This window comes from Gemmatimonas sp. (assembly GCF_041689975.1).
Classification (GTDB): Bacteria; Gemmatimonadota; Gemmatimonadetes; order Gemmatimonadales; family Gemmatimonadaceae; genus Gemmatimonas.
This window is the reverse complement of record NZ_JBDNFF010000078.1, coordinates 1-12,285: the sequence shown is the minus strand read 5'-3', so window position 1 is coordinate 12,285 and position 12,285 is coordinate 1. Positions and strand designations below refer to the sequence as shown.

At 63.7% G+C, this 12,285-nt stretch carries 11 protein-coding genes and 1 pseudogene; 8 read left to right on the top strand and 4 right to left on the bottom strand.

The window, feature by feature from the left end; genetic code table 11:
* From ACESNG_RS05805 to ACESNG_RS05795, 3 genes and pseudogenes are all read right to left on the bottom strand, one after another.
* A pseudogene (locus tag ACESNG_RS05805) lies at positions 1-548 on the bottom strand (polyphosphate kinase 2 family protein); the annotation flags it as partial.
* Positions 548-1,003 (bottom strand): pyridoxamine 5'-phosphate oxidase family protein, encoded by a 456-nt coding sequence (locus ACESNG_RS05800; RefSeq protein ID WP_373065553.1) that lies wholly within the window; start codon positions 1,001-1,003, stop codon positions 548-550. The gene ACESNG_RS05800 and the pseudogene ACESNG_RS05805, both read right to left, overlap by 1 nt.
* Positions 1,000-1,905 carry a cation diffusion facilitator family transporter gene (locus ACESNG_RS05795; protein ID WP_373068153.1) on the bottom strand — a complete coding sequence of 302 codons (906 nt, stop codon included), beginning with the start codon at positions 1,903-1,905 and terminating at the stop codon, positions 1,000-1,002. The genes ACESNG_RS05800 and ACESNG_RS05795 overlap by 4 nt, the downstream gene beginning before the upstream one ends.
* Positions 1,906-2,143: 238 nt before the next feature.
* On the opposite strand from ACESNG_RS05795, the gene ACESNG_RS05790 reads away from it, so the two are divergent.
* The 3 genes from ACESNG_RS05790 to mtgA all read left to right on the top strand — a co-directional run bounded on the left by ACESNG_RS05790 (position 2,144) and on the right by mtgA (position 4,990).
* Positions 2,144-3,172 (top strand): OmpA family protein, encoded by a 1,029-nt coding sequence (locus tag ACESNG_RS05790; protein WP_373065549.1) that lies wholly within the window; start codon positions 2,144-2,146, stop codon positions 3,170-3,172.
* 92 nt (positions 3,173-3,264) lie between these two features.
* Positions 3,265-4,239 carry a lysophospholipid acyltransferase family protein gene (locus tag ACESNG_RS05785; RefSeq protein ID WP_373068151.1) on the top strand — a complete coding sequence of 325 codons (975 nt, stop codon included), beginning with the start codon at positions 3,265-3,267 and terminating at the stop codon, positions 4,237-4,239.
* Between the two features lie 4 nt (positions 4,240-4,243).
* The gene (gene mtgA / locus ACESNG_RS05780) at positions 4,244-4,990 is read left to right on the top strand and encodes a monofunctional biosynthetic peptidoglycan transglycosylase (RefSeq protein WP_373065545.1); all 747 of its coding nucleotides are present in this window, start codon (positions 4,244-4,246) and stop codon (positions 4,988-4,990) included.
* A 497-nt stretch (positions 4,991-5,487) separates the two neighbouring features.
* Here the strand turns inward: mtgA and fabG are convergent, their stop codons facing one another.
* Positions 5,488-6,267 carry a 3-oxoacyl-ACP reductase FabG gene (gene fabG, locus ACESNG_RS05775; RefSeq protein ID WP_373065543.1) on the bottom strand — a complete coding sequence of 260 codons (780 nt, stop codon included), beginning with the start codon at positions 6,265-6,267 and terminating at the stop codon, positions 5,488-5,490.
* 63 nt (positions 6,268-6,330) lie between these two features.
* Between fabG and ACESNG_RS05770 the strand changes: the two genes are divergently transcribed.
* From ACESNG_RS05770 to ACESNG_RS05750, 5 genes are all read left to right on the top strand, one after another.
* Positions 6,331-7,791, top strand: a complete 1,461-nt coding sequence (locus ACESNG_RS05770) for a DUF4403 family protein (RefSeq protein ID WP_373068149.1) — start codon at positions 6,331-6,333, stop codon at positions 7,789-7,791.
* Positions 7,792-7,887: 96 nt separating this feature from the next.
* Complete coding sequence (locus ACESNG_RS05765) at positions 7,888-8,946, top strand: hypothetical protein (protein WP_373065539.1); 1,059 nt, start codon at positions 7,888-7,890, stop codon at positions 8,944-8,946.
* Positions 8,947-9,003: 57 nt separating this feature from the next.
* Complete coding sequence (locus tag ACESNG_RS05760) at positions 9,004-9,582, top strand: gluconate 2-dehydrogenase subunit 3 family protein (RefSeq protein WP_373068147.1); 579 nt, start codon at positions 9,004-9,006, stop codon at positions 9,580-9,582.
* On the top strand, positions 9,575-11,296 hold the full coding sequence (locus ACESNG_RS05755; RefSeq protein WP_373065535.1) for a GMC oxidoreductase: 1,722 nt from the start codon (positions 9,575-9,577) through the stop codon (positions 11,294-11,296). Before ACESNG_RS05760 ends, ACESNG_RS05755 begins: the two co-directional genes overlap by 8 nt.
* Positions 11,293-12,186: a hydroxypyruvate isomerase family protein gene (locus ACESNG_RS05750; RefSeq protein WP_373068145.1), complete on the top strand. Its 894-nt coding sequence runs from the start codon at positions 11,293-11,295 to the stop codon at positions 12,184-12,186. Before ACESNG_RS05755 ends, ACESNG_RS05750 begins: the two co-directional genes overlap by 4 nt.
* Positions 12,187-12,285 lie beyond the last annotated feature (99 nt).

Below are 12,285 nucleotides of genomic sequence, written 5' to 3'. Positions count from 1 at the left end.
CGTTCGTGTTGCGCTTCACGCGACACGTGGAGCATGCACTTGCGAATGATCACGCCGCTGTCGGTCAGCATCCGTTCGAACGTGTTGATATGATCGAAGCGCGCACGCCATACGTTCTCCGGCGCCAGCTCTCGCACGCGCACCGCGAGCACGTCTTCGTAGTGCGACCGATTGAACACGCCGACCATACCGCGGGGCGGCACCAGCTGATGCACGCGCCAGAGAAAGTCGTGACGCAGTTCGAGCGGTGTGGGCGGTCCGAAGGCGGCGACGTGCACGCCGATGGGATTGAACGCACCGTAGACCGTTCGGATGACACCGTCTTTGCCCGAGGCATCGCGCCCCTGCAGCACCAGTAACAGCGCGTGTCGTCCGTCGGCGTGAAACATTTCCTGCAGTTCGTTGAGCCGTGCCAGCAGCGTGCTGGTGGCCGCCTGGAGCGCCGTCTTGTCGATCGGGCCTTCGATGCTGGCGGCCTTGCTTCCCAGCTTGATTTTCTGACTGAGATCGACCGGCGAAAGCTGCAACGACGAGAGTCCATTCGACATCACGCGGCCCCACCGCTGGTCGCGGCACGTCCTGTCATTTCCTGCACCGCGATGACGAACGCGAGTTCACGGGCGGGGGTGGGATCGTCGGCGTCGAAGGCGGTCGGCACGAGCGTGCGGAACATCTCCACCGCGTGCGCGAACTGAGAAACGTTCTGTGCGGAGCCATCGGGATCGGGGAACTGGATCCGCCCGTGCACGACCACGCTGCGCCACTCGAACAGAGCTTTGATCTCATCGACCTCGAAGGCGATCCACGGATGATGCGCGAGGACGTGCACCTTGGTGCCGTACTGCGTACGACCGTAAATGTGCCCGTCGGCATAGACGTAGTGGATCGGTTCGATATCGACGCGATCGTGGAACGTGAACGCCAGGCGGCCGACGTGCTGCGTCGCGAGCAGCGCTTCGCACGCCGCGCGATCGAGCACATGGAAGTCAGGTTGATGGGTCATGATTCCTCCGCCGGCTCGAACGGCTCCATGTGAATGAGCACTCCCATGGCCGCCGGCACCCGCTGCCGGATCGCGGTTTTCACCATACCTGATAGAATGTGCGCATCATGGAGCGAAAGCGCAGGGTCGGCCTGCACGTGAATCTCGACATAGAACGCGGTGCCGGATTTCCGGATCTTCAGTTTCTCGATCGCCCGCACGCCCGGGGTCGTGAGCGCCGCGTCCGAGACGATGGCTAGGACGGTCGGCTCAGGTGCGCGATCCATGAGATCGCGAAGCGCAGTGCGCAGCAGCAGGCCCCCGTTGACCGAAATGACGCCGGCGGCAACGAGCGCCGCCCAGTCGTCCGCCGGCTCCCAGCCGGGGCCACCGATGAGGGCAATCGTGATCCCGATGAACGCGGCCCCTGAGCTGATCGCGTCCGCGCGATGATGCCCCGCATCGGCCGCCACAGCGACGCTGCCCGACGCCTTACCGACCGCCATCACGCGCTTGGCGAGGAGTTCCTTGACGACGATGACCATCGCCAGCACCAGCAGCGTCCACCAGGCCGGCGCATGATGCGGTGTCCGGATCTCCGCGATCGCTTCGATGGCAATACCCGTGGCGGCACCGAGCATGATCGCCGACACGGTCGCCGCCGCCAGCGCCTCGGCACGTCCATAGCCGAACGGATACAGCTCGTCCGGATCGCGGCTGGCGATTCGCAGACCGCTCCAGACCACCAGCGAACCGATCATGTCCGTCGAACTCTCTACCGCATCGGCGACCAACGCATACGAGTTTCCAAGGAGCCCGGCCAACAACTTGATCACCGCCAACCCCGCATTGATGACGAGTCCCAACTGCGCGAGGCGCTGGGACTGGGGCACGGGGAAACGGGAGGCAGTATCCGAGCTCATCTATTACGAGGGTCAGGAGAAACCGTCACTGAAGGAAATTTTCGGTCGAGTATCCGAAAACAATCGCTACCTTGACGGTCGTGGCATCATTTGTGTGATATGGTCACCGTAGCCGGCAGTTTCTGGCTAAAGAAGTTACTGAAAGGTGCGTGCGGTTACAGTTCTTACTCCTTTCGTCCCAAGCTGTCGGCGGAAGTTGGTGACCGTATGCATCAAAGCTCACCTATTCGGGAGGGATATGCGTACCCTGCACAAGTTCATCATCGGTGCCACGCTCAGCGTCGCGCTTCCGGCGTCCGTGTTCGCGCAACGTCAAGGCGCTATCGAAGTCGGTGGATTCGGTCGTATCACCATGTTTGCCGACACGCTGAAGCTCGACACCGGGCTCGGCCTGGGTGGTCGCGCCGGTATCTACGCGTTCAAGAACTGGCTTCTGGAAATGGAGCTCAGCTACGCCGACGTGGACGTGAACCTGCCGCGTAGCGGTCAGGCTGCTCGCGACTCGCTCAACAAGGTGTCGCACGCGCTGTGGGCGTACCGTTTGACGTATAACCACCCGCTCACCGACCGCGTCAGGCTGCTGGCGGGTGCAGGCTATGCGTATGATTCTTACGGGCGCGTGCGCATTGTGGCGCCGCGTGGCGGTGGCCCCCAAGGCCTGCTCGGTCTGCGGTTGCTCATCAATGATCGCCTCTCAGCGCGTTTTGAAGGTACTGGCACCTACGTGTTACCAGCCGACGAAGACGCCAAGCCGATGGGCCGCGCCGCCGCGTTCAACCTGGGCGCGCAGGCTGGTCTGAGCCTGTCGTTCTTCACGAACGACCCGAAGCCGCGCATCGTGACGGACACGCTCCGTATCATGACGCGAGACACGATTTATGTGAACCGGATCGATACGGTGCGTCTCGCCGGATCGGCGGCCCGGCCGATCGTGATCGGCGCCATCAACTTCTCGTTCAACAAAAGCGACATCACGGCTGAAGCCAAGACGATCCTCGATGTCATCGCGGCGTCGCTGGTCGAACCGACGAACTCTTCGCGCACGATCACCGTGACGGGTAACACCGACGCGATCGGCTCGGAACGCTACAACGTAACGCTGGGCCAAGCCCGCGCCGATCAGGCGAAGGCTTACCTCGTCTCGAAGGGCGTCGCAGAATCGCGTGTCGTGGCGCGTACGCAGGGCGAAACGGACCCGGTCGCTCCGAACACGACCGACAACGGCCGTGCAACGAACCGCCGCGTGCTGGTCATGCTGACGAACTAGGTCTAGCGCTTGGTTTCTGAGCACTGCGAGCGCCGCGGCGATCTTCGGATCGCCGCGGCGTTCGTCTGTTGGCCCGTTAGATTGTGTGACGCATGCACCGTCCATCTCCCACGCCGCCCTCGGCGGCGCCGACTGCCAAACCCACCAGCAAGCCGGCGACCCTGTCGCACCGGCTGGAGTATCTCGGTACGCGCGCCGCCGTATTCGGACTTCGGCTCCTCGGATGGCGCGGTGCGAGCTGGGTCGGTGGTCTGATCGGCCGGCTCGTGTATAGCCCGATAGGCATTCGGGCAGGCGTGGTGGAACGTCAGATTTCGGCCGCGTTTCCGGAGTACTCCCGCGAGCGCGTGGTTCAAGTCTCCCGCCGCTCGTACGACAGCCTCGGGCGCACGTCGATCGAGACGGCAGTCCTTCCCGGAACCTCCTCGCAGCATGTGACCGATCGCGTGGAGTTGGTCGAGGGGTGGGAGCTCGTGGACGCGGCGCTGGCGAAGGGCAAAGGACTGTTGATCGTGACCGGCCACCTTGGCAACTGGGAATTCGGCGGAGCGTATTTCGCCGCGCGTGGCGTCCCGATCGACGTCGTGACTCGCGGCATGGCCAACCCGATCTTCGACGCGTATCTCACGCGCACGCGCCGCGAGATCGGCATGGAAGTGATCCCCGACAAGGACGCCGTGCGGCGGACCCCGCGATCGCTGCGGGAGAATCGCGCGATCGCCTTCGTGAGTGATCATGACGCGTTGGGGCTGGCGAGCACCTTCGTGCCCTTCTTCGGTCGCCCCGCCAAGACGCCGCGCGGGCCGGCCGTGTTCGCCTTGCGCTTCGACGTGCCCACGGTCTTCGTGGCGGTCGTACGTCAGCCCAGTGGCCGCTATGCGATCGTCATCGAGCCGGTGGAGGTCGAGCGCACGGGCGATCGTGAGGTCGACATCGATGCGATCGTGCTGCGCTACACGCAGATCCTCGAACGTCTCGTTCGGAAGTACCCCGAACAGTACTTCTGGCAGCATCGGCGCTGGCGCCGTCAGCCGCCCGATACGCCACCGCATCTCCGCGAGCCGTAATCAGGTGAGCGCTGAGAAAGGAAAGGCGAAGACGAAGACGAAGGCGAAGTCGTTGGTGCAGCGCCTCGCGGTGATCATGTTGATCCTGATGGCGCTGCCGGTACCGTTCATTCTGCTCTTCGCCGTGGTGCAACCACCGGTCACCTCGGTCATGCTGCAGCACGTGGCTGCGCGCACGGCGAATGGCGAGCGGCCGATCTGGCCGGCGCACAACACCGTGTCGCGCAAGGAGCTGTCGCCGTTTCTCCGGCGTGCCGTGCTCGCGTCGGAGGATGATCGCTTCTATCTCCACTTCGGCATCGATACCGTGGAGATCAACAACGCCCTCGAACGGCGACGCCGTGGCGGCAAGCTGCGTGGCGCATCGACGCTCACGCAGCAGGTGGCCAAGAACCTGTTCCTCTGGAATGGGCGCTCATTCGTACGGAAGGGGATTGAAGCGTATATCGCGCTGTTGCTCGAGCTCCTGCTGTCAAAGGAGCGGATCCTCGACCTGTATCTCAATCTGGCCGAATGGGGACCCAACACGTTCGGCGCCGAAGCAGCCGCACGGCTGCACTTCAACAAAAGTGCAGCCAAGCTGACGCGGGACGAGGCTGCGAGATTGGCCGCGATCCTTCCGGCTCCGCGACGCTGGTCACCCAAAGGATCGATCGCGACCCGTCGCGCGGCGACGATTCTGATCCGTATGCAGTACGCCGCACCGAAAACCGAACCGCCCAAGCCCTCGAAGAAACGGCAACGGGCTTGAACGACGAGGCGGTGGTTCGCCGCACCCCCGTCCGTCGGCACGATTACTATTTCCATCATTCCGCTGTTCTTCGCGTGCTCCGCGTTTCTTCGCGTGCTTCGCGCGAACCAGCTGGCTCTCCGATCGATCCGTGGCAGACGCCAGCACCGCCGTTCGCGCGAAGTCCGCGAAGATCGCGAAGGCACGCGAAGAACAGCAACACCGTGAGTGTACGAAATGTTACAGATCCTGAGTGTGGCTCTGTTCGCGCAAGTCCCGCTCCATCAACTACCTAATGTTACCACCCACTTATTCAGACGCCGATTTCGAGCCCAGTCCACTCATTCTCCACTGAAAAACGTTGGGACACTACTGACGTCAGATATTGTTGTTGGCGTGTACGAGCATGACGGTCCCTCGCGCCTGGCGGGGCCAATCCGTGGTCATTCGTGCCGATCCGCGGTGGGGTAGTTGGTCAACGCTCGCTGAAGCCATGATCCGTCCAGGCGGAATGGTCGTCAGGTCCCGATCACCAATCCGCCGTCCACGGTGAGCACGGCCCCGTTGATAAAGGCGGCAAAGTCGGACGCGAGGAAGCAGTACGCGTTTGCCACGTCTTCGGGTGAGCCAAGTCGACCAACCGGCGTGTGTGATTGCATGGCCGCGAGCGCCGATGCTGGCATCTTGGCGGTCATGTCGGTGGCGATGAATCCGGGCGCAATAGCGTTCACGGTGATGTTTTGCTTGCCAAGTTCACGGGCCCAGACTTGCGTCATGCCGATCACCCCGGCCTTCGTCGCGACGTAGTTCGTTTGTCCGAAGTTGCCATTGAGTGCGACCACCGAAGACGCGTTCACGATCCGTCCGCCACCGCGTTTCAGGAGTTCAGGGACCACGGCCTGTGTGCACGTGTAGACACCTTTGAGATTCACGGCCACGACCGCATCGAATTCGTCGTCGGTCATCCCCCCCGCTATCGATCCGTCCTTGACCTTTACCAATTGCGCGTCGCGCGTGATCCCGGCGTTGTTGATGAGAATGTCGATACCGCCGAAGAGCGCAATGGTGGCAGACACTGCTGCGTCCACGCTGGCGCGCTGCGTCACGTCGGCCTCCACGAACTGCACATGGAGTCCTTCTGAAGCGAGCATGGTCGCCGCGGCTTCGCCCGGCGATGAGGCCAGATCCCAAATGGCCACGTGGGCGCCGCTTCGTGCGAGACGGTGCGCCGTCGCGCGGCCAATACCGTTGGCGCCGCCGGTTACGACGGCGACGCGTTGTGTCAGGTCGATATGCATGCGCGCCAACCTATCGTGCAGGCTCAGCCATGCAAGGGCGAAACCCGTCGGTACTATTTACCGATGAAGCATACTGAGCTCTTGTGGGGATTGGCCTTGCTCGCGACGTGTGCACTCAGCGCCTGTCGCAGCGAGACGCTGACGCCATCCGCTCCTACCTCGCGCCCGGGTCAGCGCAAGATTCCTGAGCTGCCATCAGTGCCCGTGTCGATCGTGGACGCGCCCATCAGCTACGCGCTCGAGCCCGCGCTGACGGCCCTCGAGCAAGCGGTACCGAGGCGTTTCGGCAGTCTCGATAAGCGCCTGCCGATTCCGTCGAGCAAGCGCCAGCAGGTGGCGTTCGCCGCCACACGCACGCCGTTCCTCGTGAAGTTCGACGGTCAGAAGCTTACCCTCACCACGACCGTATCGTACAAGGGCCGCGGATGGTACAAGCCGGTCATCGGCCCGACACTCAGCGCGTCGTGCGGCACCGATGAGGCGCCACCGCGCCTCCACGTGGTGCTGACCACGGATATCGGACTGAAGCCGTCGTGGGTCCTCGAGTCGCGTTCGCGCGTGACATCGTTGCGCCCGGCGTCGAACGACGCCCGGGATGCGTGTCTCGTGACGTTCCTCAAAGTCGATGTCACGGAGCAAGTTGTTCGCGCCGTCCGCCCGATGCTTGCCTCGAAACTACCCGCGCTCGATCGCAAGATCGCGGCGTTCGACGTGCGCAGGCGCGTCGAGAAGTGGTATGGGATGATGCAACGTCCGATCCGCGTCCGCGACAGTCTCTGGCTCGACCTCGCTCCCGAGCAGCTGCGACTCGGTAACTTTTCGCTCCAAGACAGCGCGCTCGTGGCGACGGTGCGTTTGTACGCGCACCCGCGGCTTATTGCCGGTCCGCAGCCGCTCGACCCCAAGTCACCGCTACCGCCGCTGTCACCGGCGCTCAAGGAGGTCGGCGACAGCGCCCGCATCCGGATTGAAGGATTGCTCCCCTACGACGTCGCGTCGGCGACGCTCTCGCGTGGACTCATCGGTCGGAAATTCCGGCGTTTCGGCCGCTCGGTGCGCATCGATTCGCTCGTGGTCTCCCCGCTCGACGATGGACGCGTGGTGCTCGCCGTTCGCGTGAGCGGCGATATCAGCGGCACCGCCTACCTCGTGGGCACGCCACGACTGGATCAGGCCACGCGCGCGCTGGTCGTACCCGATCTCGATTTCGACGTGTCCACCAGCAACGCGCTCGTGCAGGGTCTGGCTTGGCTTCGCAAGGGCGACATGGTAGTGCAACTGCGCAAACAGGCCCGCTTCCCGCTCGACACCATTCTCGAGGAAACCCGTACAAAGGTACAGGACGCATTGAATCGAGACCTCACCGACGGGGTTCAGCTGTCCGGCACGGTGCGCACCGGCAAGCTCCTCGACGTCCTCGTGCATCCGCGATGGCTCGTCGTGCAAGCGGAGGCGGCCGGAACGCTCGCGCTCGATGTCGACCGCGCCATCACGGTGAAGCGCAAGTTCAGCGGGGTGCGCTGAGTGCCGCACGTCGTCCCCTTGGTTCGCTGCGAAAACGACGTTACACTGCGCCTATGGCCCCCTCCGGTGCCGCCCACGCCCAATCATCACACCTCCGTGCCGACTCGCTTCAAATTCAGGCTCTCCCGTACATCGTTCTCATTCCTGCTGGGCGCGACCGTCGCGGCCGGCACCGTGCTGACTCCGTCAGCGGCAGCGGCGCAGTCGGCAGCAAAGCCGGCAACGGCGTCCGCGGCGAGTTCAGCGGCCAAGCCGAAGGCCGCCAAGACGCAGGGTGCGCTCGGCCCGCAGTCCGGTGACCGCCACCTTGCCTTCAGGGGCAACGGCAGCGATCTCGATTCGCTATGGCCCGTGAAGACCGTCGCTCCGCTTCCCGGATCCATTCTTCCGGCGAAACGCGTGCTGGCGTACTACGGCAACCCGCTCTCGACACGCATGGGGATTCTCGGCGAGTTCGAGACCAGCGTCATGCTAGCCAAGCTCGAGGCCGATGCGAAGGAATGGACCCGCCTCGATCCAGCGCATCCCGTGCAGCCGGCGCTGCACCTGATCGCCATGGTGGCCAACCCTGACCCGGGACCGAGCGGCAAGTATCGCACGCGCATGGACAGCGCGCTGATCGAGAAAGTGTACGGCTGGGCAAAGTCGAAGAACGCTCTGCTCTTTGTCGATTTGCAGATCGGCCAAAGCACGCTGCAGCAGGAGCTTCCGTGGATCGAGAAGTTCCTCATGCGCCCCGACGTGCATCTCGGCATCGATCCTGAGTTTTCGATGAAGACGAGCGGCGCGGTTCCCGGTCGTCGCATCGGCACCTACGACGCCGCCGACATCAACTACGCCATCAAGTTTCTCGCCAATCTGGTAGACAAGCACAAGCTGCCCCCCAAGATGCTGGTGGTGCATCGCTTCACGCCGAAGGGCGTGACCAATGCCCGTAACATCAAGCTCGATCCCAAGGTGCAAGTGGTGATGCACATGGACGGATTCGGCGCCCCGTGGCTCAAGCGAGACACGTATTATCGCGACATCAAACGGGAGCCCGTGCAGTTCACCGGGTGGAAGCAGTTCAGCAAGTTGAAGAATGACAAGCCGCTAACCACGCGCGAAGCGATCTTGCGCCTCTGGCCCGCGCCGCTGTACATCCAAGTGCAGTAACAGCTCCCGCGGCCGCTGGACCGCAGTCGGGGAGCGCGTTCACCTCCCCGACTGCCAATGCAGATCTGTATGCAACGACGTGAACTTCTGAAGATCGCGGCCGCCGCGGCCGCCCTCACGCTGCTCCCTGGTGAGGCGCGAGCAGCGTGGTCGAAGGCAGCGATGAGCGCGCGCGCACCAGACGCCCGGCAACCCGCCACGCTCACGGCCATTCAGCGTGCAACGCTCGCCGCGCTCGCCGACGCGATCATCCCGCGCACCGATACGCCGAGTGCCATCGACGTGGGCGTGCTGGCTTGGATCGATGTGATCGTGGCCGATTACTACACCGACGCCGACCGGCGCGCGTTGAGCACCGGCCTTGACGCGATCGAAGCGCAAGCACAGGCGATCAGCGGACAGTCGCTGTCGGTGCTTACCGGCGACACGTTCACGCTTGTGATGAATGCGCTCGACACGCCATACGACCGCAACGCGCCGGCCGCGCGTGGCTATTCACGCGTGAAGGGGCTGGTGGTTCACGGCTACTTCACCAGCGAGCGCGTGCAGCGCGACGTGCTGAAAACCGACATCATGCCGGGTCGCTTCGACGGCGCCGCCAACATGCCCGCCCGCAACGGAGGTCGCGATGAGTGAAGACCTGTACGCGGATGCACAACCGCAGCGTCGGGTGTACGACGCGATCGTGGTCGGTTCCGGCATCAGTGGTGGATGGGCAGCCAAGGAACTCACCGAGCGTGGGCTCTCCACACTCGTGCTCGAAGCGGGTGGCCCCGTAGACTTCGGCGGCAAGGATTTCGTGGAGCACATCCAGCCGTACGAGATGAAGTACCGCGGCTGGGGCGACCGAACGGCGCTGGAAAAGGAGCAGCCGGTGCAGCGGCAGTGCTACGCCTGCGACGAAACGGGCCGCAAGTTCTTCGTGAACGACAACGACAACCCGTACGTCTCGCCCGACGACGCACCGTTCAAGTGGTTCCGTGGGCGACAGGTGGGTGGGCGCTCCATCATGTGGGGCCGTCAGGTCTATCGCTGGAGCGATCTCGACTTCGAGGCAAACGCGAAAGACGGGCACGGTACCGACTGGCCGATCCGCTACAAGGACATCGCGCCGTGGTATTCACACGTGGAGCGGTTCATCGGCGTGACCGGCGCGAAAGAGGGACTCGCCCACTTGCCCGACGGTGAATTCCTGCCGCCGATGCAGATGACGGTCGTGGAGCAGGTCGCGCGCGAGCGCATTATGAAGGCGTTCAACGGCGAGCGCGTGATGACGATCGGTCGCGCCGCGATTCTCACGCAGAACCACAATGGGCGCGCGGCCTGCCACTACTGCGGCCCCTGCGAACGCGGATGCGTGACGCACTCGTACTTCAACAGCATCGGCAGCACACTGCCCGCGGCGTTGAAAACGGGACGTATGACATTACGTCCGCACAGGGTGGTGGCCGAAGTGCTGTACGACGCGAAACGGTCGCGCGCGCGCGGCGTGCGCGTGATCGACGCCCGCACGCAACGGGAAACGGTGTACGAGGCCAAGGTCGTGTTCCTCTGCGCCTCCACCATCGAATCGGTGCGGCTGTTGCTCAACTCCAGCAGCACGCGCTGGCCCGACGGTCTAGCCAACTCCAGCGGTACGCTCGGGCGCTACGTGATGGACCATCACTACGGGTCCGGCGCCGGTGGCACGATGCCCGGCTATCTCGACAAGCGTACGATCGGCCGTCGTCCGAATGGCACTTACGTGGCACGCTTCCGAAACGTAAACACTCAGAGCCCCGATTTCCTGCGCGGCTACGGCATGCAGGGCGGCTCGAGTCGATCCGGCTGGGGACGCGGCAGTGGTATGGCCGGCTACGGCGCGGCGTTCAAGCAGTCGCTCATCGACGACCTTGGGCCATGGGGCATCAGCATCGGTGGCTGGGGCGAGACATTGCCGCACGCCGATAACCACATCACACTCGATGGCATCACGAAGGACAAATGGGGCATTCCCGCCGCCCGCATCGACGTGCGCTGGCGCGAGAACGAGATCGCGATGAACAAGGACGTCTCAGCCAGCGCCGTCGAGATTCTCGAAGCCGCCGGCGCGATCAACGTGCGCCCCAATCGCACGATGCATCCACCGGGTCACTGCATCCACGAGATGGGTGGCGCGCGCATGTCCACAACCGCGAAGGACGGAGTGCTCAACGGCTGGAATCAAGCGTGGGACGTTCCCAATCTCTTTATCACCGACGGCGCCGCGATGTCGAGCAGCGCCTGCCAGAACCCGTCGATCACGTACATGGCGCTTACCGCGCGCGCCGTGGCGCACGCCGTCGGTGAACTCAAGCGGAGAAACCTGTGACGCCGAAGCAACCCGCACACGCCGACGTATCGCGGCGCGATGTATCGCGTCGCGATGCACTTCTCGCACTCGGCGCGGTCGCCGTCACGGCGTCATCCTTGCCACTCGGTGCCGCCTCGCCGGGAGTCGTACGCGCCGGCCGGCTCAATCAGTCGGTCGCGCGCTGGTGCTTTTCGCGCACACCGATCAACGACCTGTGCGCGTCGGCTAGGAGCATGGGTCTGATGGGCATCGACTTACTGGGCGAGACCGAATGGGCTGTGCCGAAGCAGTACGGTTTGCAGTGCACGATGGGAAACAGTTTCGGCGCGATTCCGGTGGGCTTCAATCGGCTCGATCAGCACGACAAGCTCGTCGCCGATGGCGAAGCGATGATTCCGCGGGCCGCAGCAGCGGGAGTGCAGAAGATCGTGGTGTTCAGCGGGAATCGCGGCGGGATGTCCGACGGCGAAGGGATCGCGAACTGCATCACGGGTCTCTCGCGACTGATGCCCACGGCGGAGCAACACGGCGTGGTGCTGTGCATGGAAATGCTGAACAGCAAAGTCGATCACAAGGAGTACCATGCCGATCACACGGCGTGGGCGATCGAGGTGGCGAAAGGGGTGAACTCACCGAGCTTCCGCTTGCTGTATGACATCTATCACATGCAGGTGATGGAAGGCGACGTGATCGCGACGATCAAAGCGAATCTGCCGTGGATCGCGCATTTCCATACGGCGGGAGTGCCGGGGAGGAATGAGATCGATGGCGGGCAGGAGCTCAATTATCGCGGGATCGCGGAGTTTACCGCGGGCACGGGATATCGTGGGGTCGTGGCTCATGAGTTCTTGCCGAGGAGGGAGGGGATGAAGTCGTTGAGGGAGGCGGTTGAGGTTTGTACGGTTTAGGGGCTGGGGGCTGGGGGCTGGGGGCTTTGGCCGCTGGCCTTTGGGCTCTTGGGCTGTGGGCTATTGGCTGGGGGTGTTGGGTATTGGGTAGTGGGTTTT